This window comes from Pseudarthrobacter sp. 902506025, from assembly GCF_040702325.1.
Taxonomy (GTDB): domain Bacteria; phylum Actinomycetota; class Actinomycetes; order Actinomycetales; family Micrococcaceae; genus Arthrobacter.
Map to the genome: position 1 here is coordinate 177,994 of NZ_JBFBKW010000004.1, position 22,692 is coordinate 200,685.

Genomic DNA, 22,692 nt, shown 5'->3' on the forward strand with positions numbered 1-22,692 from the left:
GCCTACTAGGGCGCCCCGGCGGAGTCCTGCCTGAGGACGACGTCGTGCGCCTCCACCCGCCGGTCCGTCACGGTGGTGGGCGCTTCAAGGTGGACCGCGCCGGACGGCAGGATTCCGGCCCCGCCGTACCGTTCCATCACCTGCCACTGGGCCACGACGTCCTCGCCGGCATGGTCTGCCGGAAGGCTGGTCCAGAAACGGAACCCGCCGGCGTCGTTCAACGCCTCCCTGCGGTACAGCACGCAGCCGCCCAGCCACGCCACGCGGTAGGGCACCCAGTCGCCAGGCTGCAGGGCCAGTTCGGCACTGAGATGGCTGAGGTTCGCGGCGTTGTGCAGCGGCCAGCGCTCGAATTCCGGGCTGCCCGGGCGGATGCGCTCCGGCGCCACCGGGCCCTCCCAGGCTGAGAAGGCCGCTGTTTGTTCAGGCCGGGGATCGTCCAGGAAGGACAACCCCTGCGGGGCCATGCCCACAAACCCGCATTGCAGCTCGGCGAGGGCCTGGCTCAGCCGTTCCAGGGCGCCGGGTTCCAGCCAAACGTCGTCGTCCAGGAACAGGCACTGCTCCGCGGTGGACTGGTCCAGCAGGAACTGCCGGTGTTCGGCCAGTCCCCGCCGTGGAAGGTGGCGCAGCAGCGTCACGGTCCGGCCCTGCGCCTCCAGCACCCGCACCATCGCTGCGGGTGCCGGATGTTCCCACGCGGGCTGCCCCGCTGACTGGTCGCTGATGACGACGGCGAACGCGGGTTCCTGCTGCGCTGCCAGTCCCGCAAGGGTGACGGCCAGCTCCGCCGGCCGGTTGCAGGTGGGCACCAGGACATCCACCGCCACTTTGTCCGGCCGGTCCGGCTGCCGCGCCCACTGCTCCGAAGATCTCCTGCCCACAGGTCCACCTTCCTGGCGTCGAAATTGACGCCGGCGGGCAGGAGGGGATGCCTTCTGCTGCCTGCCGGCTGATGTGGTTTCGCGTGTCCCGTACCCAGCCGGACGGGATGTATGCCACTGCAGGGGACCGCCGGAATGGGCCGGCAGGAGGAGCAGCGGGCACGGCAAAGGCCCCCGTTGCCGCTGCCGCAGCGGGCAGGGGAAACGGGGGCCATGGGCCAGGTGACTTATCCGGCGTCGAAGCTTTCGTCGTCATCGTTCGGCGACTTCTCCTGCGGAAGGTCATTTCCGCTGCCGTCCGGAATGCCCGTGGCTTCCTGCCCGGACTCCGAGGAGACCGGCGCCGAGCCCTTGGAGTCGTCGTTCGACTCGTCGATCTCCGCGGCGCTGGAGGGGAGGTCCATGTCGTGCGGGACGGGGTTCCCGCCCGTGCCCGACTGCGGTTCGTTGGTGTCCGCGCCGGCCGACGAAGCCCCGCCGGACTGCTGGCCGCCGCTGGACTGCTGGCCGCCCTGGGTGCCGGCAGCCTCCTGCTCGGCGGTGGGGGTGCCGTAGCCGCCCGGGGCCGACTCGGGTTCAGCCTGCTGGTTTTCCTGCGTCATGCTTCCTCCTGTTGTGCGTTGCCGATGTTGCTGGTCTGTTGATACTGCCCGGGCGGTACAACCCCGGTACTGCCTGGAGCGCGCCGCCTAGAGCCCCTTGCCGCCGGTGACGGGCAGGACTGCGCCGGAGATGTAGGAGCCGTCCTCGGAAGCAAGCAGTACGTAGGCTGCGGCGAGTTCGGCGGGTTGGCCCGCGCGCTCCAGCGGCGTGTCCTGGCCGAAGGACGGGAGCTTGTCCGGCCACTCGGTGGCGGGAATCAAGGGTGTCCAGATGGGGCCGGGGGCCACCGCGTTGACCCGGATCCCCTTCGGGCCGAGCTCCTGGGCCAAGGCCTTGGTGAAGGCCACCTGCGCCGCTTTGGTCATGGCGTAGTCGATGAGCTCCGGCGACGGGTTGAAGGCCTGGATGGAGGCCGTGGTGATGATCGAAGCCCCGGCCTTCAAGTGCGGCACGGCTGCCCGCGCCGACCACAGCAGTGAATAGAGGTTGGTGCGGAAGACCCGGTCGAACTCTTCGGTGGGAAGCGTCTCCAGGCTCTCCCGGTTCTTCTGGTAGGCCGCGTTCAGCACCAGGACGTCGAGCCGCCCGAATTCGGAAACGGTTTCCTCCACGATGCGGGTGCTGAACTCCTCTTCACGGCCGTCGCCCGGAAGAAGGAGGACCCGGCGCCCGGTTTTGCGGATCCACTCCGCGGTGTCCTGCGCGTCGTCTTCCTCTTCGGGCAGGTAGGAGATGGCGACGTCGGCCCCTTCGCGGGCGAACGCGATGGCTGCGGCCTTTCCGATGCCGGAGTCGCCGCCGGTGATGAGGGCGGCCTTGCCTTCGAGCTTGCCGTGTCCTTCGTAGCTGAGCTCCCCGTGGTCCGGCTTGGGGTCCATGGGTGCCGTGAGCCCGGGCTGCTTCTGTTCCTGCTCGGGAAAGGGGCCCGAGTGGTAGCCGCCGCGCGGATCCTGCGGCTGGTCTGTCTGCTTGTCGGTGTCGCTCATGTCCGCCTGCCTGCTGTCGGTTGACCTGTGTCGATAGAGAAGGGCTCCGCCGTGCTCCGGCCCTTTGAAGCTATCCCGGGCAGCGGACCAAGTCCACCACCGCGGGTAATAATCAGTAAACTTATCAAATGTTGTAGCGGGCGCAACGGCCAGCCTTGTTTCTGGGTACGGGAGGAGTAGAAAGAAGACTTGGACCGCCGCCGGGAAGGAAGGAGCGCCGATGTCCGAAGTTGAGGACTACACGGGCCGCACGGGCCGGAACGAGACCCGCGAAGAGCAGCTGGACCGCAACTGGGCCGAACTCCTGCAGGAGTTGCGGGTGCTCCAGACCGGGGTGCAGATCCTGGCCGGCTTCCTGCTGACCCTGCCGTTCCAGCAGCGCTTTGAAAAGCTGGACGACTGGGAAGTTGGCCTCTACCTCACCAACGTGGTGATTGCCGCCCTGACCACCGCCTTCATCCTCCTTCCGGTCAGCGTGCACCGGCGGCTCTTCCGGAAACGGCTGAAGGAAATGCTGGTGTCCAGCGCGGACACCATCACCAAGATTGCCCTCGGCGGCATCGCCCTGTTGAGCGCGGGAACAGCCGCCCTGGTCTTTGATGTTGCGGCCGGCCGGTCCGCCGGGGTCATGGCGGGTGGCGCGCTGCTGGGCGTCATGGTGGTGATGCTGGTGTTCGTTCCGCTTCGCCTGAACAAACGGGCCACCGGGAGGATCCTCCCGGCCAAAGATAAGGAGTGAGGATGCGTAAGTGGGCCAAAGAGCACGGGCTGCTGGTGGCCAACCTGGGCCTGTTCCTCGCATTTTTCGTGGGAATGGTCCTCTCCGGTGCAGCGTCGTACAGCGAAGACCAGCAGGCCCATGGGGAGCCGGCGGTATCCGTACTTCAGTTCCTGGGAACCGGCGCCTTCGTTGAGGCCACGTTCGAGAACTGGGAGTCGGAGTTCCTGCAGATGGGCATGTACGTGGTCCTCACGGTGTTCCTGTTCCAGAAGGGCTCATCCGAGTCCAAGCCGATGGGCAGGAAGGCCCCTCAGGACCAGGACCCCCGGGAAGCGCGTATCAGCAGCGCCACCCCATGGCCGATCCGGCGCGGCGGCATGGCACTCAAGGTCTACGAGCACTCCCTGTCGATCCTGTTTTTCGTGTTGTTCCTTGCCTCGTTCCTCCTCCACGCCGCCGGCGGCGTGGACGAGTACAACCAGGACCAGCAAAGCCACGGCCAGCCCGTCATCACGTTCCTGCAGTACCTGGGCACCAGCCGCTTCTGGTTCGAGTCCTTCCAGAACTGGCAGAGCGAGTTCCTGGCCGTCGGCGTCCTGGTAGGGGCGTCGGTATACCTGCGGGAGAAGGGATCCCCGGAATCGAAGCCTGTTGCCGAGCCCCACTACGAGACCGGTGCCTGACGTTCCGCGCCGGTCAGGCCCCTTCGAGTACCTGGCTTGTTGCCCAGGCCAAGTACTTGCCGGCGTTTGCCACGGCATCTTCCGGACTCGACGCCACGTCCAGCAGCTGGGCCGCGGCCACCACGCCGTGTCCGGCGAGGTCCTCGAAAGTCACCAGGATCCTGCCGGCCACCACAATGACGGGTATGCCGCGGTCCCGGGCCGCGTTCGCGAGTGCGATCGGCGCCTTGCCGGTGAGCGACTGGGAGTCCATGGATCCTTCGCCGGTGATCACCAGGTCCGCCTGGTCCAGCTGGGTAGCCAGTCCGGTCAGCCCCGCCACCAGCGCAAAGCCGCCTTCCAGCGTGGCGTTGGTGAACGCAAGGAACGACGCCGGGAAGCCACCGGCGGCGCCGGCGCCGGGGACGTTCACGTCCCGGCCCGTTGCTTCCCGCAGCACCGACGCCCAGTTGCGGAGCCCGGCGTCGAGCATTTCCACGGCGTCCTGGTCCGCACCTTTCTGCGGGGCGAAGACGTGGGCAGCGCCGGACGGCCCGTACAGCGGGTTGCGGACGTCGACGGCGATGCGGAACGTGGTGGCGGAGAGCCTCGGGTCCAGCCCGCTTGTGTCCAGCGCCGTGACGTCGGCCAGCGAACCTCCCCCCAGGGGCACCACGTTTCCTGCTGAGTCCAAAGGTTTCAGTCCGAGGGCGCGCAGGGCGCCGCTGCCTCCGTCCGTCATGGCGGACCCGCCCAGCCCCAGGACGATCTCGGTGGCGCCGGCGTCGAGGGCTGCGGCGATCAGCTGGCCGCACCCATAGCTGTGGGCGCGCAAGGCGTTGGCCGGGATTGGCTCCATGTCGGCCAGGCCGGACGCCTGGGCCGTTTCGATCACCGCCGTGACCTTGCCGTCGCCTGCCTTGTGGATGGCCCAGGCGGCACCAAGGGGGGCGAGGATTGGCCCCACCACGGCGTTCAACCGCTCCTCATAGCCTGCCGCCACCGCCGCTTCCAGCGTGCCCTCGCCGCCGTCGGCGATGGGAAACTGGGTGGCGACGGCGTCCGGGTACACCCGGAGTGCCCCCTCAGCGATGGAGGCGGCGGCTTCAGCTGCCGTCAGGGACCCCTTGAACTTGTCCGGAGCGATAAGAATGCGCATGCGCTCCATCATGCCAGCACCACTCGGGAAAGCGCTTGCCATCTCCGCGATGCGGACTGCGCGATCCCCCAGCCGGACGGATCAGCCTATCCCTCGCGCCATTCATTGCCGCTGAGGTGCGATCCCGCCTGCGGACCCATCTGGAGCATGCCGCCGTCCACCACCCAGGCCGCACCCGTCACATAGCTGGAGGCCGGCGAGGCAAGGAAGGCGATGACGTCGGCGATCTCCCGCGCGTGGCCGGGCCGTCCGAGCGGCACCCCGGGCCGTGCCGTCGTCGTCGGATCCTGGTCCTCCTGCCCCGTCATGGGCGTGGCAATCTCGCCGGGGGCCACCGTGTTGGCCGTGATGCCGTACTGGCCCAGCTCCAGTGAGAGCGTTTTCATGAGGCCGCCCAGGCCATGCTTGGAGGCATCGTAGGCGGATGAACCCACGCGCGGCTGGAACTCGTGCACGCTGGACACCGCCACCAGCCGGCCGCCCTTGCCGGCCTTGACCATGCGCCGCGCCGCCGCCTGCAGGCAGACAAAGGCGCCGTTGAGGTTCGTGTCGAGGATCTTCATCCAGTCGTCGATGCCCAGATCGAGGAACTTGGTGCTGGTTCCCGTCCCCGCGTTGTTGACGAAGACGTCCAGGCCGCCCAGCTCCTCGGCGAGGTCATCGATCACGCCCGCAGCGGAGCGGAGTTCGGTGGTGTCAAGCTGGCGGACCACGGCCTTGCGCCCCAGGCTGCGGATCTCGTCGGCCGTCCCCTCCGCGCCCGCCTTGTCCGAATGCCAGGTGACGCCCACGTCCATCCCGGCGCGGGCCAGCGCAACAGCGGTGGCCTTGCCGATTCCCGAGTCGGAGGCGGTGACGATGGCGGCAGTGGGCGCGAAGTTGCTGGTGTCGGGCATGGCGGGCCTTTCTGTAGGTCAGGCAGGGCGGCGGAGCTCGGACTCGTAGGACTCGTCACTCACGGAAGTAGAGTCCCCGCGGCCTGCCGCCTCCAGGTTTGGCCGGCCTTTGGGCACGGCCATGAGGGGTACGGCGAAGGTCACCACGGGCCTGCTGCCGGCGTCGTCAGCCGATCTGATGGTCAGGCTCCTGGTGCCCGGCGGCACGGATGGGGTGAAGACCTGCAGGTTGCGGGCCCCGACGGTGGCGGATTCCTGCAGTGTGTATTCGGTCCCGAAATGGTCCTGGAGCACGAGCCGGGGCTCGGGGGCGTCATCCGAGGGAAGGTGGATGTTCACCACCAACCCGGAGGCCCATACCTCCACGGACAGAATGGTGAATTCGGTGGCTGGCGTGACGTGCCGCCCGTAGGTGGGGGGCAGCAGCATCCGGCGGAGTTCGCCGGACGGAATGAGGTTGCTCATGGTGGTTCCTGTAGGTCTTGCACCTGCTGCCGGTGGCGGTACCGGAGGGTAGTCCGGAACCAGCCGGCGCTGGGGCGCGGGTGCGGCTTGGGCGTCTTCGGGGCTGGGATTTTCCAACCGGAAGACATTCGGTGGATGCCGTCGCTGCTGTTGCTGGTAGAGGAAATTCAGTGTGTCCGGGAGTCGAAGGTGCAGAACCGTCCCCCCGGCTGGCGTGGCCTTCCTTTCACCTCGGGCTAACTAGTAAGTCTACTTACCATGGAGCCTCGGGATCCGGCCCGTGTCAAGGGGAAGGACGGCGGCCTGCGGACTGGCTGCGGGAATCCGGGCAAGTCTGCGGGGACGGTCAAATGGCCTGTCCCGGGGCCTGACGGCGGGGGCGGACGATCGCGTAGTACCCGGGCACCCGGTCCTGGCCGGGCACGCCGGTCACGGGGTTGGTTTCGATGGCCGTATGGCCATCTTCAAGGAGTTCCCAGGCCGGCGCCGGGAACGTCCGTTCGCGCTCTTCGGGCCCGAAGTGTCCCGGCATGGGGAGCCCGCGGATGGCCAGCTCCAACGGCGCCGGAATGCCCCGCGTGGTTGCCCCGAGGTGGGACACATACTCCACCGGATTGCCCTGGAAGTTGGTTTCCGCCATGAAGACGGTGCCGCGGTGCCCGGCCAGGAGCCGGAGGTTTTCGACCAGTGCCATCTGGTGCGCAGGGGCAAGGACGTGCAGGACGCCGCGGATGAAGACGTTGGCCCCTTCCTTGCCTGCGTTGAGGGACTCTGCCAGGGCTGCCCCGGCACCCTCCGCCGTCATGTCCCGCGCTTCGAAAGTCACGTTGCCGCTTCCCCCGCACTCCGCCCGGGCCCTGTCAACGGCGTGCGGGGAGACATCAACGCCAACCACCCGGGGGAAGACGCCTGCGAGCGCCCGGGTGAAACTGCCATGGCCGCACCCGGTATCCACCACAGGAAGCGCAGGGTCCAGGTAGCGCAGGAGACTGTCCTTGTAGCCCAGGAACTCATGGTCGCTGCCCGAATCCCACAGGACCTCTCCCCCGGGGCCCGTGGCCGTGATTCCTGCCCAGTAGGTATCCCATGCCTGGTGCCGGTCTTTCGGCGCACCCCGCGACAACCTGACGAGCTTGGGAAGCATCAGGTACTTCTGCAGGACGGACCGCGGCGACTTCGTTGGGGAGGACACGGCTCAAATATATGTTCCATCCCTGCCAACCGGCGCAGCTTCGGCCACATTACGGCGTGCCCTGCCCGCGGGGCACGAATCTCGGGGTGGGCGCGGGCGCTCTGGACCCGTGCGGCCCCCGTCCCCCTAGAATGTACTCAACTGGGAGGAAGGGAACACTGTGACGGCTGTGCCGAGTGGCGTGCCCCTGACCCGCACCGCCGTCGTCGCCGATCCCGACGCCGGCCGCCTGGCCCGCAACGCCCAGGCACTGCGGGACGCCGGGTACGGCGTCCAGGAAGCGGCGGACGCCGCCGGCCTCGCCGCGTTGCTGGACGCAGGCCAGCCCTCCGTCGTCGTCGCCGACGCGCTTCTGTCCCCTGCCCAGTCCGCAGCCCCCGTCCTGCTGATGGTGGACCTGGACAATCCGCAGGAGGTAGCCGCAGCCAACCCGGCCGGCGTCCACGACTGCATCACCAAGCCGCCGGAGCCCAAAGAGCTGGTGCACCGCGCATCCGTCCTCATCGAGCAGGTGTCCCGGCGCCGCGCCGCCAGGCAGGAAGCCGAGGGTCTCCGTGAACAGCTGCGCGAGGTCTCAGCCGCGGTCCGCGCCACCAACGATCCCCAGGAGATCGCCAACCACGTGGTCTCCGGTTTCGGCCGGACATTCAAGGCCGACCACGTGGTGCTGGCCACCTTCGAGGACCACCGCGTCCCGGTGATCATGGCGGCCTGGCACCGGCAGGGCCTGGTGGAACTGCCCAAGGACGCCCTCCCCGGCGAGGACGAGGCCCGCGCCACGGCCGATGCGCTTTGGGCCGGGACAGAGACGCTCTCGTCGGACGGAAACGAATCCGAGCCCAGGGCCGACGAAAAGCCTGCCAGGGCCGTGGCCGGGGCGGCCTCCACGCTGGCGGTGCCCATCGGCGAAGGCAACTCCTCCCTGGGGATCATCTGGATCGCCATGATGGACCGGCCACGGACGTGGTCCAGCGCCGAACTGGGACTGATCCAGCACGTGGCCGGAAACGCCGCCTACGGACTCATCCAGAGCCACCTGATCAGCAGCCAGCAGCAGGTGGTCAAGCAGCTGCGCGAACTCGACAAGGCAAAGACGGACTTCCTGGCCACGGTGAACCACGAGCTGCGCACGCCGCTGACCTCGATCATGGCGTACCTGGACATGATCCAGGAGAGCACCGAGCACCCGGTGTCCAAGGAGGTCCACCAGATGCTGGACATCGTGGTCCGCAACACCGAACGGCTCCGGACCCTCATCGAGGACATGCTCAGCGTCTCCCGCGGCGGGCTGGACAACGCGGACATGCAGCTCGCGCCGGTGCGCCTGGGACGGACCCTGGATTTGGTTGCCGCGGCACTCCGGCCGCTGGCCACGCTGCAGAACGTCACCATCGATGTGGACCCGGTGCCGGAGGATCCGGAGATCCTGGCCGATGAGGTGCAGCTCCAGCAGGTCTTCACCAACCTCGTGTCCAATGCCATCAAGTTCACCCCCAGCGGCGGCCGGATCGAGGTGGGCAGCGAATCCCACGCCGCGGAGGACGGGTCCAAGTGGGCCACCGTGCGCATCGCCGACACCGGCATCGGCATCTCGGACGACGAAATCAACCACGTGTTCACCAGGTTCTACCGGGCCTCGAACGCGATGAACGGCGCCATCCCGGGAACAGGGCTGGGCCTTGCCATCTCCAAGGACATTGTGGACCGCCACGGCGGGCGGATCGATGTCGCTTCCACCCTGGGCACCGGGACCACCGTCACCGTCAGCCTTCCCCTCGGCACTGACCGCGTCCAGGCCAACTAGGCGCCGAAGGAGGACTGGCCATGTTTGCCAACGACGATCCCCGGCTCTCCCAGCTCCTGGAAGGCATTGTCCGGCTTGCCTCCGGCGACCTCACGTCCCGGATAGAGGTCTCCCCGGCCCGGGACGAGCTCGATGCGATCATCATGGGCACCAATCTGCTGGCCGAAGACCTGCAGGTCATCTACGAGGAACTCGAGCAGCGGGTGCAGGTCCGGACCCAGCTCCTTCACGAGGCCCACCTTGAGATGCAGAAGATGGCCATGCAGGACCCGCTGACCGGGCTGGCCAACCGGTCGGCGCTGCTCGAAGCCCTTCGCTCCGCGCTGGAAGCCCGTGCCGCGGTGGACGGCGGGGGATCCGAAGAGGGGCCGGCCATCCTGTTGATGGACCTGGACGCGTTCAAATCCATCAACGACAGCCTGGGGCACACGGCCGGGGACCAGGTCCTGGTGACCGTGGGTGAAAGGCTCCGGACCGCGGTGCGCGCCTCCGACGTCGTAGCCCGCCTGGGCGGCGATGAATTCGCCATCGTCATGCCGTCCGCATCGGCGGACCAGGCGGCGATCGTGGCGCACCGCATCCTGGCCTCCCTCAACGAACCCATCGAGCTTCCCGGCCGCAGCGTGCGCTGTGGTGCCAGCATCGGGCTCAGCGTGGGCAGCGGGGGCCAAAGCCCTGAGGACATGCTGATGGAGGCCGACGTCGCCATGTACGCCTCCAAGGCCGAAGGGCAGAACAAGCTGCACCGGTTCGAGCCCGCCCTGCTGCTGGTGCGCCGCCTCCGCAGCCAGCTGGTGGATGACCTGCGGGCCGCCATCAAGGACGACGCGCTGACCCTGTACTACCAGCCGGTGGTGGAGCTTGGCACCGGTCGGATCGAAGGCGTAGAGGCACTGGTCCGGTGGAACCACCCCACCCGCGGCTTCATCATGCCTGACGAGTTCATTCCCCTTGCCGAAGAGGCGGGCCTGATCTCCGAACTTGGACTGTGGGTCCTCAGGACCGCCGTGAAGCAGCTGCGGGCCTGGATTGATGCTGCCCTGGTGGACAGCCGGTTCTCTGTGCGCATCAACATCTCCGCCACGGACCTGCAGAGCCTGCAGTTCATCGAGGACGTGCGGAACACCCTGAAGGAGACCGGCGTCAGGCCTGAACAGGTTGTGCTGGAGTTGACGGAAGTGGCGATCGTCAAAGGCAATGAGCTGGACCGGTATTCGCTGGGCGGGCTCCGCGGCCTGGGCGTGGGCATCGAAATCGACGACTTCGGGACCGGCTACTCGTCCATCAGCTACCTTCGCCGGCTGCCGGTGGACCGGGTCAAGGTGGACCGGTCACTGATCACCGGGCTGGAGAGCGACCCCAGCCAGCCCGCGCTGGTGGCGGCAGTCCTGCAGCTGGTGCGGGCGTGCGGGCTGGAAGCGGTGTGGGAGGGCGTCGAAACGGCGGAGCAGGCAGAAATCCTCCGCGGCCTGGGTTGCCGCAGCGCCCAGGGCTACTACTTCAGCCGGCCTGTTCCCCCCGACCAGATTCCGGAACTGCTGGCTGACCAGCAGGAAAGCGCTAACCAGTAACGCAAAAACTACTGCACTTTCGTGGCCGCCGTTATACGATCAGCGTGCGGTGTCTGGTTTTTCGCCGCCTCGGAAATCAGGTTGGCAGCACCGTTCTTTTATAAGGCGTTTGGAAATTTGAACATTATGGGGCCATCGGGTCATTACTTCGTCAACTGGGGGCGTTGCTAATGTCGGTTCGGGTACAGGCATGGGGAATTATCGCCGCCGTGCTGGCGGATACGGATCCTGCGGGAACCGCTGTGCGGCAGCGGCTGAGCAACAGCCTCGATGAGAATCCCGGCGTGCCGGAACGGGCCCTGCTGGAGTATCTCCTCGAGACCCGGCGCAGCGACGCCACCATGACGGACACATTGGAAGCCGCGAAGGATATGCGGCTCACGCCGCCCGCGCTCCCGCCGCAGTTTGCGGAGCAGCTGGATGCCATCCGCAGCGCGTCCCGGATCAGCACCCTGCTTGAGAACCAGATGCTGATGACCGCGTTCCAGCCCATCTACGGGCTGGAAGGAAGAACCGTGGTGGGCGCAGAGGCGCTGTCCCGGTTCGTCAGCGACGACGGCGCAGCCGCGGAGCTGTGGTTTGCCGAGGCCGCCGCGGTGGGCCTGGGCGCCAACCTCGAGTTCTCCGCGCTGGGATCGGCGGCAGCGGCCGCGAAGGACCTGCCCGAGGACCTGTACGTGTCCCTCAACATTTCCCCCACGTCCTGCCTGGACCCGCGGCTGCCGGAGCTCTTCGACCACATTGAATTGCCCATCCACCGGGTGGTGCTCGAATTGACCCAGGACATTCCCGAAGAGGAATACCTGCAATTCCTTTCCGCGATCAATCCGCTGCGGGAAAAGGGCCTGCGCATTGCCGTCGACGACACCCACACCGGCGCCGGCGCGCTGAGCCGCATGGTCCACCTGCGGCCCGACTTCCTCAAGGTGGGCCGCAACGTGATCGGCGACGTCGACAAGGACGGCCTCCAGCGTGCGCTGGCTGCATGCCTGGTGGACTTCACCGACCAGGTTGGCATCACCCTGGTGGCGGAGGGCATCGAAACGGTGGGCGAACTCAAGGTCCTCACGGAGCTGGGCATCAGCGCCGGCCAGGGCTACCTGCTGGGCCGGCCGTCGGTGCGGCCCAAGGACTGGGCCAGCTGGAACACGCGCCTCGACATGGACGGCCTGGAGCGCCACCTGGCCGGGCCGGGGGAACCTCGCGCCACCACCCGGGGAACAGAGTCGTCCTGAGAACCTGACGCAGTCAGGTTGGCGGCGGGCAGCATGCGCCGCCCCGCTGCACGTCCGGGCCCTATTCGGAGTGGCCCTGGTCCCTGCTCATCTGGCCCTCCGCCGGCGGCGTCTCTCCCGGCGGGACTCCCCCGCCCGGTTCCAGGCCGGTGACATTGCCTTCCAGCGGATCCGGGTTCGGCGAGCCGGCCGCCTCCCGGCTGCGCTGCTCCGCCGGACGGGGCTGGGCGGCGCCCACCTCTTCCTTCCCCGGGCGGTCGGGGTTCGCGGGGTCATTTTCCGGATGGTAAGTGCTCATAGCCTTCCTTCCTCTCCGGCTGCGGTTCGGTTCCCCAGCACTGGACTAATTGTAAGCATGCTGATAATTCTGGAGGAGTAGGGCCGGCACGCCGCTGGGGCGGCCGGCACGCAACGCCGGAAGGAGCAGTCACATGGGTATCGGCGACAGCATTGGCAAGGCAGCAGAAAACGCCATGGAGGACCTGGCCGGGACATCCAAGCCGACGGAGAAAACGGACGTGCCGGACCCGGCAGATCCCAACGACGACGTGGAGGTCCACTCGTCCCTGAGCGAAGGCTCAAACGCGATGGAGGCGGAGAAGCAGAAGGCGCCCGGCCTCAAGACCGGGGCCGCCCCTGGGCCGGTCTCCAACAGCCCGCTGGGCGGCGACGCCGACAACGACAAGGCGCACAACGGCAGGGCGCACGGCGAGCGGGAGCAGAACGGCACAGCGGACGACGCCGGCCTGGCCGGGGACGCCACGGCGCCCACCGCAACAGACCAGGGCTAGGCGCCCGGGAACAGGCCGGGGGCTAGGCAGCCGGGAGCAGGCCAGAGGCTAGGCAGCCGGGCCGGGCGCCCGGTTAGCCTGCCCGGGCTTCTCCGGCCACTGGCCTCGGGCGCGCAGCACGTCGCGGAGCAGGTCCGCCCGGTCGGTGACGATGCCGTCCACCCCCAACTGGAGGAGCCGGTGCATCTCGCCGGCATCGTTGATGGTCCACACATGAACCACCAGGTCCAGGTCATGCGCCCGCCGGATGAAACCGGTAGTGACCACAGGCACCCGCCCATAGCGGACGGGCACTTGCAGAGCATGCACGTCCCGGAGCACCCGGCGCATGAGCCACCGGAACGCCGGACGTGGAAGCGCAGGCCCCAGCAAGGTGAAGAGGGCGCTCGAGGCCACTCCAGCGGACGAAGCCACAGGCTGGCTGAGCAGTTTCAGCACCGCGCGCCGCCGGCGGTCCGAAAAGCTGGTCACCAGAACGCGGTGGTGCACCTGGTGCCGCTCGATCGCGGCAGCGGTGCTGCGGACCGAGCCCCAGTCCTTGACGTCGAGGTTCAGCCGCGCTTCGGGAAGCTGGGTGACCAGTTCGTCGAACGTGGGGATGGGCTCGCGGCCGTTGATCCGCGCCCTGGCCACGTCCGCGGCCGGAAGTTCCGCCACCCGGCCCCTGCCGTCCGTGACCCGGTCCAGGGTTTCGTCATGGAAGAGCAGCAGCACGCCGTCCGCCGTCGTGTGCACATCCGTTTCGAGGTAGCGGAAGCCGAGGTCGACGCCGGCGCGGAACGCGGCCATGGAGTTTTCCAGGCCCTCAGCCGAGAATCCGCGGTGCGCCATGGCGATGGGAAGCTGCCGCCCGGCGTCGTCAGGGTGCTCGAAGAAAGGCAGGCTCACACTGCGAGCCTACCGCCCCCACCATGAGTGGAAACCGACCGTCAGTCCAGGCAGGCGGTCTCTCCGCAGGGAAGGATGTCCACGCCGTCGCCGCAGTGCAGCAGGGTCCGCCCACGGCCGGCGTCCAGGTGGACCCATACCGCGGTGTGGTCCGCCGTGACGGTGTCCACCACGCCGCCTGCCTCGAATCCGGGCGCGAACAGGACCCGGACCCGGTCACCCTGGCGCAACTGTTTCCAGTGCGGAGCGGGCGTTGCTTTGCGCTGCGGCGCATCGGCCGCGTGCTGCCTGACGTTTCGTGCCATCATTGCCCCCTTCGAGCCGGCGGGAGGGTGCCTGCTCTCCACGCTTCACGCTACGCAGGGAAGGTAAACGCCAGGTGAGCGCAAGCTGTGAAAATGGGGGTGCCGGGTCCGGGACAGCCCGGGCGTCAGGAAAACTGGACGCCCAGGGCAGCGAGCCGGGCCTCCAAAACCTGGGCCACGCCGTCGTCGTCAAAATGCGGCGCCTGCTGCCCGGCCGCGCGGATGGCTTCCGGATGGCCGCTGGCCATCGCGTACCCATGACCGGCCCAGCGGAGCATCTCGATGTCGTTGGGCATGTCGCCGAAGGCCACCACGTCTGCGGCGTCGATGCCCAGTGCGCGTGCGTATTCTGCAAGCGTGACGGCCTTGTTCACGCCGGGCAGCGACAGTTCCAGCATCGCAACGCCCGGGGAGGAGTGGGTGGTGGCGGCCAGGTGTTCGACGGCGGGCGCCACCTCGGCGAGGAAGTCGTCCGGAGTGCCGTCGCGGACGATGGCGAGGAACTTGACCACGGAGTCATCGTCCGTGAGGGTTTGCTTCAGCGGCGCCGGGGTGAATTCGGCGAGAAGTTCGCTGGACTCGTTTTCGATGAAGCCCGGTTCCAGGTGGAATCCGGTGAGCGTTTCCGCGGCGAACAGCGCAGCCGGGCGGAGCCCCTTGATGATGCGGCGGGCTTCCAGGACGGTCTCGATGGCCAGTGTGCGGGCGGAGACCAGGCGGTCCGCTTCAAGATCCCACACGACGGCACCATTGGAGCAGATCACCCGGCCGGTGTGGCCCAGCTGTTCCTCCAGGGGGTGCAGCCAGCGGGGCGGGCGGCCGGTCACAAACACCAGTTCGACGCCGGCATCCCGGCAGGCGTGGAAGGCACGGATGGTGCGGTCACTGATTTTTCCGTCGTGTCCGAGGATCGTTCCGTCAATATCGCTTGCTACCAACCGCATCCTGCAAGTCTACGTGGGCGGTTGGCTCCCGTGCGCCGATTCCACGGACAGGAGCCGGGCGTAGTTCAGGCACATGCTTAGGCTTTCATCGGCCGGGGCGCGGGTGCCCTTGAGGACTACCGGGGCGCCGGCGGCAAGACGCTGGCCGCCGGGCATTACCAGCGTTTCAGCGTCGAAACTGGTTCCTTCGGGGAAGATCAGGGTGTAATCGTTCCCGTCGGCAGCCTGCAGGATGACGCATCCGGCCCCGTCCCTGTCCATGTGGCCCTTGAGCTCCACCTCGGGTCCCGTTGCGGACGTCTGACTGGAGCGGACCACGGCCTTCAGCCCATCCGTTCCCGGCAGCACCGTGGTGGGAGGCTTCGCGGAGGCCGGCACCAGCCGGAAGGCGTAACGGCCCTCTGCTCCGCCTTCCGGAGTCATGACGAAGTCCACTCCCCGGACGGCGAGCGCCACCTGCGTTTTGAAGATGTTCCCGTCACAGGGGACCTGCAGCGGGGGAAGGACTTCGGCGCCGGCCTGGCTGGCAAGCGAAACCTCTGCCGTCACCGGACCCTCGCAGGTGAAATGCACCTCATAGCGACCCGGTTCCGCGCCAGTGAATCCGAAGCTGACCGTGGTGTTCGAGCTGGTGGAACCGGCGAACTCGCCGGGCAACCTGGGCTGCAGTTGCTCCTGGGACCACTGGCGCATGTCTTCCACCCCGGAAGCACGCGGATCGGCGCCGGGCTGGGCGGCAGCGGTGGCCGGGGCGACGGCACTGGAGCCTGCCCCTCGGGTACCTCGCTGTACGCGCACCCCGCCAGTCCCGGCGTCATCGCCGCCGCAATCCACCAAAGCCGTACCAACCGCATCGTTTCCCCCCCCAGAGCAGACAGTGGCCTGAGTCTAGTCCCCCGAGCGGGACTGCCCGTTGTCAGCCCTCGGGGCTACACTGAAACTATCGAACATATTTTCGAATAAAGGTGTGTTGTGGGCGTTATTGTCGGTCCCCGCGTGATAGACGCGGGCGCCTCGTTGTTCTCGGTGCTGATTTCCCCGGTCGCGGTGGCGGCGGGCTTTCCGTCGCCGGCACAGGACTACTTCGACGGCCGGATCGACCTGAACGCGCACCTGATCAAGGACATCACCAGCACCTTCGTGGTCCGGGTGACGGGGGATTCCATGGAGGGTGCCGGCATCAGCGACGGGGACGAACTGATCGTCAACCGTGCCCTCGAGCCCAGGGACGGGGCCGTGGTGATCGCCGTCCTGGACGGGGAACTGACGGTCAAGCGCTTGCGCATCACCCGCACTGGCGTGGTGCTGCAGGCGGAGAACCCCAAGTACCCGGACATCCACGTGCCCGCACTGTCCGAGCTGACCATCTGGGGCGTTGCCACCAGGTGCCTGCACCATGTCTGAGCTGCCCGCGCTTGGGGACCAGCATGGCTAAGCCCGTCCACATGCGGCAGATGCCGCAGATCGCGCACGTGGACGTCAACTGCTTCTACGCCTCCGCCGAGCGCGCCTTCGACCCCTCCCTGGAAGGGCGGCCGCTGGTGGTGCTCTCCAACAATGACGGCTGCGCCGTGACCCGTTCCCCGGAAGCGAAGGCACTGGGCATCGCCACCGGCGAACCGTGGTTCAAACTCGCGCCGCGGGCCAAGGAGTGGGGCCTGGTGGCAAAATCCAGCAACTATGAGCTGTACGGCGACATCAGCTCCCGCGTAATGGAACTGCTGGGCAGGTACTCGGCCTGGCTGGAGGTCTACAGCATCGACGAGGCATTCCTGGGCGTCAAGGGCACCCCGGACGAGCTGCTGTCCCTTGGCCGGAGGATGAAAGAGGCAGTCCGGCGGCACGTGGGGGTTCCCGTGTGCGTTGGCATCGCCCCCACTAAAACCCTGGCGAAACTCTGCAATAAATGGGCCAAGAACAATCCCGCCTTTGGCGGAGTCTGCCTGTGGGAATGCGTTCCGGCTGACGTGCGGGAGGGTTTGATGTCCCGGCTTCCTGTCAATGAGATCTGGGGCATTGCCGGGCGGCTCACAAAGCGCCTCAATGTGCTGGGCATCGTCACTGTCCAGGACCTTGTCAGGGCGGATCCGGTAATGATCAGGAATAAGTTCTCGGTGGTGCTGATGCGCACGGTCCTGGAACTGCGGGGCACCCCCTGCATCCCAATGGAAGAAGAGCGCATCGGCCGCGACCAGCTGATCTTTTCCCGCTCTTTCGCCACCCCTGTGACCACCGCCGCCGGGCTTCGGGAGGTGCTCAGCATCTACGGGCAGCAGGCGAGCGCCAGGCTCTCAAAGCACGGGCTGCAGGCAAAGGTCCTGACGGCGTTTGCTGCCACGTCCCCCTTCCGGGACCACGAGCAGGCGTACCCGTCTGTATGCGTCCCGCTGCCCATGCCTACGGCGGATCCGCTGCTGCTCACCAGGGCGGCGCATGCGCTGCTGCCCAGTATCCGGGACGGGCTCAAATACGCCAAGGCGGGGCTGATGCTCACCGACCTGCGGCCCACGGGAAACCAGCCGCCCCTGGAGCCCTTCGAGAACCGGCATGAGGAACGCGGCATCGGGCCGCTGCTTGAGGATGTGAGCCGCCGCTTCGGGCGGGGCACCATCGGGCTGGGGCACGCGGGCATCAAATCCGGGCTGGACTGGACCATGAAACGTGACATGCGCTCGCCCCGCTATACAACGCACTGGGACGAGCTTCCCCTGGTCAAGGCGGCGTGAGGGGTCAGGCGCCTGAAGAGCTCAAGGCGGCCTGGGGCTGCAAGGCGGCCTGGAGCCGACGGTTCCCGCCGCCGGACGCTGGGCCGGCGGCGGGGACGCGGGGTTGCTAGACGCGGGACCTGCCACGGACGAAGTGGAAGATCAGGACCACCACTGCGACAACCAACAGAATGTGGATCAGGCCGCCGCCAATGTTCGCGAGCAATCCGAGAAGCCAGAGAACGGCGATGATGATGGCAATCCAAAGCAACATGAGAGTCTCCTTGATTAGTTTTACAAAATCCCCATGCCGTGCACGTACCCACAATGCAGCACGCGAATCACGGCCCGCACCTACTGATGGCAACCAAGGCCGCCGTTGCGTCCCGGCGTCGAACAGGGCCTCCTCCACCGGACCTCCGAACAGCGTCCCCGCACGACGATTTTTGACGCCGCACTACGCCGCGTTGAGCGTTCGCGTCGCCGCGTGAACGCCCGCTACGGGATCGATTGTGGGGCCGCTGGGCGCTCCGTAATCTCGTCTCAGCATCCACCCCAGCAAAGGATTTCCCCATGGCAAACCAGCAGGACAAGAGTCCGGAAGACCAGCACGGCTCCACCCGCATTGTCGCCGGGCAGCCCGCCAAGCCCACACGCCCGCTCGGCCTGAAGATCGGAATCGCGGCAGCCGTCCTGGCCCTCATCGGTGGGGGCGCCGCCGTCGCGTCCGCCGTGAACAGCGGGACACCGGCAGCCTCGCAGGAGGCTGCCCCGTCAGGCAACCCCGCGGCCGAACTGAAGCTCGGCTACTTTGGAAACGTCACGCATGCCCCGGCCCTCGTGGGCGTCAGCAAAGGCCTCATCAAGGATGAACTCGGCAGCACCAAACTCAGCACCCAGGTGTTCAACGCCGGCCCAGCGGCAATCGAAGCCCTGAACGCAGGGGCCATCGACGCCACCTACATTGGGCCGAACCCGGCCATCAACTCCTTCGTGAAGAGCCAGGGCCAGTCGATCAACATCATTGCCGGCGCCGCAGCCGGCGGGGCGCAGCTGGTGGTCAAGCCGGACATCACCTCCGCCGCCGACCTCCGGGGCAAGACGCTCGCCTCCCCGCAGCTGGGCGGCACCCAGGACGTGGCCCTGCGCGCCTGGCTCTCCTCCCAGGGGTACAAGACCGGGGTGGACGGCAGCGGTGACGTGGCCATCAACCCCACGGAGAACGCCCAGACCCTCAAGCTGTTCCAGGACGGAAAGCTCGACGGCGCGTGGTTGCCTGAGCCGTGGGCGTCACGCCTGGTGCTGAATGCCGGCGCGAAGGTGCTGGTGGACGAAAAGGACCTGTGGGACGGTTCGCTGTCCGGCAAGCCGGGCGAGTTCCCCACCACCATCCTGATCGTGAACCAGAAGTTCGCGGCAGACCACCCGGACACCGTCAAGGCACTCCTGAAGGGCCACGCGAAGTCGGTCGAATGGCTCAACAGCGCTTCAGCCGGCGACAAGGCCACCGTCATCAATGCAGCCCTCAAGGAAGCAGCCGGCGCCGAACTGAAGGCGGATGTCATTGACCGCTCCCTGAAGAACATCGTCTTCACCGTTGACCCGCTGGCCGGAACCTACCAGAAGCTCCTGGCCGACGGCGTGACCGCAGGCACCACCAAGCAGGCCGACATCACCGGCATCTTCGACCTGCGCGCCCTCAACAGCGTCTCGACCGGAAAGACCCCGGCAGCAGGACTCGGCAAGGAGTAAAGCCTCATCGATTGCTCCGTAAACGCCCTTTTGACCCCTCATAACGGCGTCTACGGAGCAATCGATGTGGCCTCGGGCCTCCACTTCGGCCCCGGAGCGGCCTGCATCCGGGGCCGCCTTTCTTGCTCAAATCCTGCGCCTTTCCCGCGGCAAGGCCGGGCAGCCCGCCCCTAGGCTGGGAGGGTTGGCCGGCGGGCGGCAGGAATCAGGGGGTGCCGGTGCACGGCTTCGGGAATGACGATAAGTCTCATCGGGACATGCCCGGCGGGTTCGCGCCGCCAAACGTCCGGCGCTCCCCCAGTGGACGCATCCCGCAATGGGCCATCGATGAAGCGTACGGACGGGCGGAGGCTCCTTCGCCCTGGCGCAGTGCTGAAGCCGGTCAAGGGCGGCGGAAGAAGTTCCGGAGCAGGGCGGGAAAAGAAGGGTTCCGGTCGAAGCGGACCGCCCCGTTGGGGACGATCCGGTTGCGGACAGTCCTTGGGATCGCCCTGGTGGTCTGCCTGTACTTCGCGCCGACACTGTTCGACCGCGTGGTTCTTCCCGCCGCAGCCCCCTACCTGCCCGGGGCGAAAATGCCGCCGCCGGGGCATGAGGCAGCCTCCGCACCCCTGGGCACGCCACCCGCAAGTACGGGCTCCGCTGCCTTTGTGCTGCAGGAGTCGCCGAAAGAGGGCCAGCGGCTGGTCGCGTACGATCCGTGCCGCCCGGTCCATTACGTTGTCCGGCCGGACAACGCGCTGCCGGGTGGCGATGTCCTGGTCCGGGAGGCAGTGGCAGCAGTCTCCCAGGCCTCCGGCCTGCAGTTTGTCTATGACGGACCCACCACGGAAGCGCCGTCGGATGACCGGTCCGCTTTCCAGCCGGACCGCTACGGAAAGCGGTGGGTACCGGTACTCATCGCCTGGTCAACGCCCGCGGAAACGCCGGGCCTTGCCGGGAATGTTGCCGGCCTTGGCGGGAGCGGTTACGTGGAGGCCGCCGGGCAGCCGCTGGTCCTCGAAGCCGGCCAGGTGCGCCTTGATGCCCCTGACCTTGCCGGCATCATCGCCAGCCGCCCGGACGGCGCGGCGGAGGTGCGCGCCATCATCATGCACGAACTGGCACACGTGCTGGGCCTGGACCACGTGAATGATCCGACGCAACTGATGTATGCGGAAAACGTGGGCGTCAGGAACTTCGCTGCGGGTGACCTCGCCGGACTGGCCCTGCTGGGCAGCGGTCCCTGCGTCCCGCAGCTCTAGGACCTTCTAACCCTCCGTGGCTTCTGCCCCGTGGAGTTCCTCCCGGGTCGGCGGGTTGGCACCCGGGCGGGACACCGTGACGGCGGCGGCGCGGGCGGCGTGTGCCAGGAGTTCGGAGAGTCCCTCGACGGGAAGGTCGCGCAGGTCCTGCCGGTTCTGGGCGCCGTCCAGCTCCCGGTCCACCAGGCCGGACAGCAGGGCCGCCATGAAGGAATCCCCGGCCCCCACGGTATCCGCCACTTCCACCCTGGGCGCAGGAATTGCGGCTTCGCCGGCCCGGCACACACCCCACGGCCCGTCCGCACCGCGGGTGACCACCACCATCGCAGGGCCTTCTTCCCCGCCGAGCGCCAGCCACTTGCGGGCCGAATCCAGCACATCCTGTCCCGGATAAAGCCAGGCGAGGTCCTCGTCGGACGCTTTCACCACGTCGGACAACGTGACGAACTTTTCCGCCTGGCGCCGGGCAAAGTCCACGTCCGTGATGATGCTGGGCCGGCAGTTGGGATCGAAACTGATGGTGGCGGACGGGTGGGCGTATTCGACGGCGGCCAGCACTTCGGTGGCACCGGGCGCCAGCATGGTGGCAATGGAGCCGGTGTGCAGCAGGGTGGTTCCCTGCAGCATGAAGCCAAGCCGGTCTGCCAGGTGCGGCAGCTCCCACGCGAGGTCAAACGTGTAGGTGGCGGCGCCGTCGTCGTCAATCAGTGCAGTGGCCACGCTGGTGGGCAGCTCGTCCGGGGCCACCGGCAGCATGACCGAGCTGGCGCGCAGGTGCGCAGCCACCGAGTCGCCGTACGCGTCCCGGCCGTAACGGCCAATGAACTGCACCGGGTGGTCCAGCCGGGCCAGGCCCACCGCGACATTCAGGGGGCTTCCGCCCACGTGGGCCTCGATTCCGGAAGCGCGCTGGACAACGTCAACAAGGCCTTCGCCGATCACTGTGAGCATGGTCATACTCTGCCAGAAACCGGCCGGCGTCAGCAGTTCGTGTCAGCCGAGCAGCTTTCCAACCAGTTCCCGGCACGTCACATAGGCCTCCGCGGCGGGATCGATGAGCGCGAAGTGGTCCCCCGGCACCGTGATCAGCCGTGCCGGGACGGCTCCGGAACGGCTGGCCTCCACGTACGTTGTGGACATGCCCAGGGGAACGTCGTCGTCTTCCGTCGCGTGGACGGCGTAGACCGGAAGGTCCAGCGGCAGCACGGCCATCGGGTCGGCCACACGGTGGCGTCCGGGGAAGTCCGACGACGGTCCGCCCAGCAGGTTGCCCACGGCGCCGTTGCTGAGGCCCAGCCTTTCGGCGTCGGCCAGGTTCAGCACCCCGGACTGGCTGACCACCCCGGTGAGGCGGACGCCGTCGTTCGTGTTATTTACCTGGCGGGCCTCCGCCGTCCCAAGCCCATCCAGCCGGTCCCTGCCCGCCGCCCATACCGCCAAGTGGCCGCCGGCCGAATGTCCCAGCGCCACCACTTTGTCCAGGTCCAGTGAGTGCGGCCCTGCGAGCGCGGCAAGCTTGTCGATGCCCGCAAGGATGTCCTGGAAGGTCTCCGGCCAGCCCCCGCCGTTGCCCGCCCGGCGGTACTCCAGGTTCCAGGCGGCCATGCCGTGCTCCGCCAGGTCCTTCGCCAGCGGCTCCCCCAGTTCGGCGCCGTAGGTGGAGCGCCAGTAGCCGCCGTGGATCACCACCACCACGCCCCGCTGCTTGCTGCCGGCCGGAAGATCCGGCAGGAAAAGCTCGCCCCACTGGCTGGGGTCCTGGCCGTACTGGTATCTATGCCGCTGCACTTTGCCGAGACTACATGCGCCTGCGGGCGGGTGAGTGTCACACTGGCCCACTTTTGGGGTGGTTAACGACGGCGGTACCGTGGACTTTCCAGGGTCC

General features: G+C 67.6%; 25 protein-coding genes. 10 read left to right on the forward strand and 15 right to left on the reverse strand.

Annotated features, from left to right (window positions below; genetic code table 11):
* Window positions 1-5 precede the first annotated feature (5 nt).
* The 3 genes from AB0280_RS10680 to AB0280_RS10690 form a co-directional block, all read right to left on the reverse strand.
* Window positions 6-884 (reverse strand): glycosyltransferase, encoded by an 879-nt coding sequence (locus AB0280_RS10680; protein WP_159634589.1) that lies wholly within the window; start codon window positions 882-884, stop codon window positions 6-8.
* A 227-nt stretch (window positions 885-1,111) separates the two neighbouring features.
* Window positions 1,112-1,486: a hypothetical protein gene (locus tag AB0280_RS10685; protein WP_307491289.1), complete on the reverse strand. Its 375-nt coding sequence runs from the start codon at window positions 1,484-1,486 to the stop codon at window positions 1,112-1,114.
* A gap of 87 nt (window positions 1,487-1,573) precedes the next feature.
* Window positions 1,574-2,473, reverse strand: a complete 900-nt coding sequence (locus tag AB0280_RS10690) for an SDR family oxidoreductase (RefSeq protein WP_307491288.1) — start codon at window positions 2,471-2,473, stop codon at window positions 1,574-1,576.
* 220 nt (window positions 2,474-2,693) lie between these two features.
* Here AB0280_RS10690 and AB0280_RS10695 point away from each other — a divergent pair, with 220 nt between their 5' ends.
* Window positions 2,694-3,212 carry a DUF6328 family protein gene (locus AB0280_RS10695; protein ID WP_159634599.1) on the forward strand — a complete coding sequence of 173 codons (519 nt, stop codon included), beginning with the start codon at window positions 2,694-2,696 and terminating at the stop codon, window positions 3,210-3,212.
* A gap of 2 nt (window positions 3,213-3,214) precedes the next feature.
* Window positions 3,215-3,877 carry a DUF6766 family protein gene (locus tag AB0280_RS10700; protein ID WP_307491284.1) on the forward strand — a complete coding sequence of 221 codons (663 nt, stop codon included), beginning with the start codon at window positions 3,215-3,217 and terminating at the stop codon, window positions 3,875-3,877.
* A 13-nt stretch (window positions 3,878-3,890) separates the two neighbouring features.
* Here AB0280_RS10700 and AB0280_RS10705 read toward each other — a convergent pair whose 3' ends face one another.
* From AB0280_RS10705 to AB0280_RS10720, 4 genes are all read right to left on the reverse strand, one after another.
* Window positions 3,891-5,015 carry a glycerate kinase gene (locus AB0280_RS10705; protein ID WP_224024148.1) on the reverse strand — a complete coding sequence of 375 codons (1,125 nt, stop codon included), beginning with the start codon at window positions 5,013-5,015 and terminating at the stop codon, window positions 3,891-3,893.
* An 86-nt stretch (window positions 5,016-5,101) separates the two neighbouring features.
* Window positions 5,102-5,911, reverse strand: coding sequence for an SDR family oxidoreductase (locus AB0280_RS10710; RefSeq protein ID WP_366367219.1), 810 nt, complete (start codon window positions 5,909-5,911; stop codon window positions 5,102-5,104).
* Window positions 5,912-5,929: 18 nt separating this feature from the next.
* Window positions 5,930-6,376 carry a hypothetical protein gene (locus AB0280_RS10715; protein ID WP_366367221.1) on the reverse strand — a complete coding sequence of 149 codons (447 nt, stop codon included), beginning with the start codon at window positions 6,374-6,376 and terminating at the stop codon, window positions 5,930-5,932.
* A gap of 346 nt (window positions 6,377-6,722) precedes the next feature.
* Window positions 6,723-7,520: a class I SAM-dependent methyltransferase gene (locus AB0280_RS10720; protein ID WP_307491360.1), complete on the reverse strand. Its 798-nt coding sequence runs from the start codon at window positions 7,518-7,520 to the stop codon at window positions 6,723-6,725.
* 208 nt (window positions 7,521-7,728) lie between these two features.
* Between AB0280_RS10720 and AB0280_RS10725 the strand changes: the two genes are divergently transcribed.
* From AB0280_RS10725 to AB0280_RS10735, 3 genes are all read left to right on the forward strand, one after another.
* On the forward strand, window positions 7,729-9,372 hold the full coding sequence (locus AB0280_RS10725; protein WP_224024146.1) for an ATP-binding protein: 1,644 nt from the start codon (window positions 7,729-7,731) through the stop codon (window positions 9,370-9,372).
* 20 nt (window positions 9,373-9,392) lie between these two features.
* Window positions 9,393-10,943 carry a putative bifunctional diguanylate cyclase/phosphodiesterase gene (locus AB0280_RS10730; RefSeq protein WP_307491277.1) on the forward strand — a complete coding sequence of 517 codons (1,551 nt, stop codon included), beginning with the start codon at window positions 9,393-9,395 and terminating at the stop codon, window positions 10,941-10,943.
* Window positions 10,944-11,113: 170 nt separating this feature from the next.
* On the forward strand, window positions 11,114-12,178 hold the full coding sequence (locus AB0280_RS10735; RefSeq protein WP_224024142.1) for an EAL domain-containing protein: 1,065 nt from the start codon (window positions 11,114-11,116) through the stop codon (window positions 12,176-12,178).
* A 61-nt stretch (window positions 12,179-12,239) separates the two neighbouring features.
* Here AB0280_RS10735 and AB0280_RS10740 read toward each other — a convergent pair whose 3' ends face one another.
* A complete protein-coding gene (locus AB0280_RS10740; RefSeq protein WP_224024140.1) occupies window positions 12,240-12,476 on the reverse strand; it encodes a DUF6480 family protein in 237 nt (78 codons plus the stop codon).
* A 133-nt stretch (window positions 12,477-12,609) separates the two neighbouring features.
* Between AB0280_RS10740 and AB0280_RS10745 the strand changes: the two genes are divergently transcribed.
* Window positions 12,610-12,969 (forward strand): hypothetical protein, encoded by a 360-nt coding sequence (locus AB0280_RS10745; RefSeq protein WP_366367223.1) that lies wholly within the window; start codon window positions 12,610-12,612, stop codon window positions 12,967-12,969.
* A gap of 48 nt (window positions 12,970-13,017) precedes the next feature.
* On the opposite strand, the gene AB0280_RS10750 is transcribed toward AB0280_RS10745, so the two are convergent.
* The 4 genes from AB0280_RS10750 to AB0280_RS10765 form a co-directional block, all read right to left on the reverse strand.
* Entirely contained in the window at window positions 13,018-13,857 is an 840-nt protein-coding gene (locus AB0280_RS10750) for a glycerophosphodiester phosphodiesterase family protein (RefSeq protein ID WP_414703671.1), read from the reverse strand.
* 41 nt (window positions 13,858-13,898) lie between these two features.
* Window positions 13,899-14,162 (reverse strand): hypothetical protein, encoded by a 264-nt coding sequence (locus AB0280_RS10755; RefSeq protein ID WP_159634626.1) that lies wholly within the window; start codon window positions 14,160-14,162, stop codon window positions 13,899-13,901.
* Between the two features lie 125 nt (window positions 14,163-14,287).
* Window positions 14,288-15,106 carry an HAD family hydrolase gene (locus AB0280_RS10760; RefSeq protein WP_364398543.1) on the reverse strand — a complete coding sequence of 273 codons (819 nt, stop codon included), beginning with the start codon at window positions 15,104-15,106 and terminating at the stop codon, window positions 14,288-14,290.
* A 9-nt stretch (window positions 15,107-15,115) separates the two neighbouring features.
* The gene (locus tag AB0280_RS10765) at window positions 15,116-15,904 is read right to left on the reverse strand and encodes a hypothetical protein (protein WP_366367225.1); all 789 of its coding nucleotides are present in this window, start codon (window positions 15,902-15,904) and stop codon (window positions 15,116-15,118) included.
* A 174-nt stretch (window positions 15,905-16,078) separates the two neighbouring features.
* Here AB0280_RS10765 and AB0280_RS10770 point away from each other — a divergent pair, with 174 nt between their 5' ends.
* On the forward strand, window positions 16,079-16,510 hold the full coding sequence (locus AB0280_RS10770) for a LexA family protein (RefSeq protein ID WP_159634668.1): 432 nt from the start codon (window positions 16,079-16,081) through the stop codon (window positions 16,508-16,510).
* A 23-nt stretch (window positions 16,511-16,533) separates the two neighbouring features.
* The gene (locus AB0280_RS10775; protein ID WP_366367226.1) at window positions 16,534-17,832 is read left to right on the forward strand and encodes a Y-family DNA polymerase; all 1,299 of its coding nucleotides are present in this window, start codon (window positions 16,534-16,536) and stop codon (window positions 17,830-17,832) included.
* 106 nt (window positions 17,833-17,938) lie between these two features.
* On the opposite strand, the gene AB0280_RS10780 is transcribed toward AB0280_RS10775, so the two are convergent.
* The gene (locus AB0280_RS10780; protein ID WP_159634671.1) at window positions 17,939-18,085 is read right to left on the reverse strand and encodes a lmo0937 family membrane protein; all 147 of its coding nucleotides are present in this window, start codon (window positions 18,083-18,085) and stop codon (window positions 17,939-17,941) included.
* A 299-nt stretch (window positions 18,086-18,384) separates the two neighbouring features.
* Between AB0280_RS10780 and AB0280_RS10785 the strand changes: the two genes are divergently transcribed.
* Window positions 18,385-19,563, forward strand: coding sequence for an ABC transporter substrate-binding protein (locus AB0280_RS10785; protein WP_366367228.1), 1,179 nt, complete (start codon window positions 18,385-18,387; stop codon window positions 19,561-19,563).
* Between the two features lie 467 nt (window positions 19,564-20,030).
* The gene (locus AB0280_RS10790; protein WP_366367229.1) at window positions 20,031-20,807 is read left to right on the forward strand and encodes a matrixin family metalloprotease; all 777 of its coding nucleotides are present in this window, start codon (window positions 20,031-20,033) and stop codon (window positions 20,805-20,807) included.
* Between the two features lie 6 nt (window positions 20,808-20,813).
* Here the strand turns inward: AB0280_RS10790 and AB0280_RS10795 are convergent, their stop codons facing one another.
* Together AB0280_RS10795 and AB0280_RS10800 are read right to left on the reverse strand one after the other, a co-directional pair.
* Window positions 20,814-21,758, reverse strand: a complete 945-nt coding sequence (locus tag AB0280_RS10795) for a carbohydrate kinase family protein (RefSeq protein WP_366367230.1) — start codon at window positions 21,756-21,758, stop codon at window positions 20,814-20,816.
* A gap of 42 nt (window positions 21,759-21,800) precedes the next feature.
* Window positions 21,801-22,595, reverse strand: coding sequence for an alpha/beta hydrolase (locus tag AB0280_RS10800; protein WP_366367231.1), 795 nt, complete (start codon window positions 22,593-22,595; stop codon window positions 21,801-21,803).
* Window positions 22,596-22,692 lie beyond the last annotated feature (97 nt).

Excerpts from the sequence above, each read along its gene's own strand:
- AB0280_RS10685 (WP_307491289.1), bottom strand. The coding sequence starts at position 1,486 with ATGACGCAGGAAAACCAGCAGGCTGAACCCGAGTCGGCCCCGGGCGGC.
- AB0280_RS10690 (WP_307491288.1), bottom strand. The coding sequence starts at position 2,473 with ATGAGCGACACCGACAAGCAGACAGACCAGCCGCAGGATCCGCGCGGC.
- AB0280_RS10695 (WP_159634599.1), top strand. The coding sequence starts at position 2,694 with ATGTCCGAAGTTGAGGACTACACGGGCCGCACGGGCCGGAACGAGACC.
- AB0280_RS10700 (WP_307491284.1), top strand. The coding sequence starts at position 3,215 with ATGCGTAAGTGGGCCAAAGAGCACGGGCTGCTGGTGGCCAACCTGGGC.
- AB0280_RS10705 (WP_224024148.1), bottom strand. The coding sequence starts at position 5,015 with ATGCGCATTCTTATCGCTCCGGACAAGTTCAAGGGGTCCCTGACGGCA.
- AB0280_RS10710 (WP_366367219.1), bottom strand. The coding sequence starts at position 5,911 with ATGCCCGACACCAGCAACTTCGCGCCCACTGCCGCCATCGTCACCGCC.
- AB0280_RS10715 (WP_366367221.1), bottom strand. The coding sequence starts at position 6,376 with ATGAGCAACCTCATTCCGTCCGGCGAACTCCGCCGGATGCTGCTGCCC.
- AB0280_RS10720 (WP_307491360.1), bottom strand. The coding sequence starts at position 7,520 with ATGCTTCCCAAGCTCGTCAGGTTGTCGCGGGGTGCGCCGAAAGACCGG.
- AB0280_RS10730 (WP_307491277.1), top strand. The coding sequence starts at position 9,393 with ATGTTTGCCAACGACGATCCCCGGCTCTCCCAGCTCCTGGAAGGCATT.
- AB0280_RS10735 (WP_224024142.1), top strand. The coding sequence starts at position 11,114 with ATGTCGGTTCGGGTACAGGCATGGGGAATTATCGCCGCCGTGCTGGCG.
- AB0280_RS10740 (WP_224024140.1), bottom strand. The coding sequence starts at position 12,476 with ATGAGCACTTACCATCCGGAAAATGACCCCGCGAACCCCGACCGCCCG.
- AB0280_RS10745 (WP_366367223.1), top strand. The coding sequence starts at position 12,610 with ATGGGTATCGGCGACAGCATTGGCAAGGCAGCAGAAAACGCCATGGAG.
- AB0280_RS10755 (WP_159634626.1), bottom strand. The coding sequence starts at position 14,162 with ATGGCACGAAACGTCAGGCAGCACGCGGCCGATGCGCCGCAGCGCAAA.
- AB0280_RS10760 (WP_364398543.1), bottom strand. The coding sequence starts at position 15,106 with ATGCGGTTGGTAGCAAGCGATATTGACGGAACGATCCTCGGACACGAC.
- AB0280_RS10775 (WP_366367226.1), top strand. The coding sequence starts at position 16,534 with ATGGCTAAGCCCGTCCACATGCGGCAGATGCCGCAGATCGCGCACGTG.
- AB0280_RS10780 (WP_159634671.1), bottom strand. The coding sequence starts at position 18,085 with ATGTTGCTTTGGATTGCCATCATCATCGCCGTTCTCTGGCTTCTCGGA.
- AB0280_RS10785 (WP_366367228.1), top strand. The coding sequence starts at position 18,385 with ATGGCAAACCAGCAGGACAAGAGTCCGGAAGACCAGCACGGCTCCACC.
- AB0280_RS10795 (WP_366367230.1), bottom strand. The coding sequence starts at position 21,758 with ATGCTCACAGTGATCGGCGAAGGCCTTGTTGACGTTGTCCAGCGCGCT.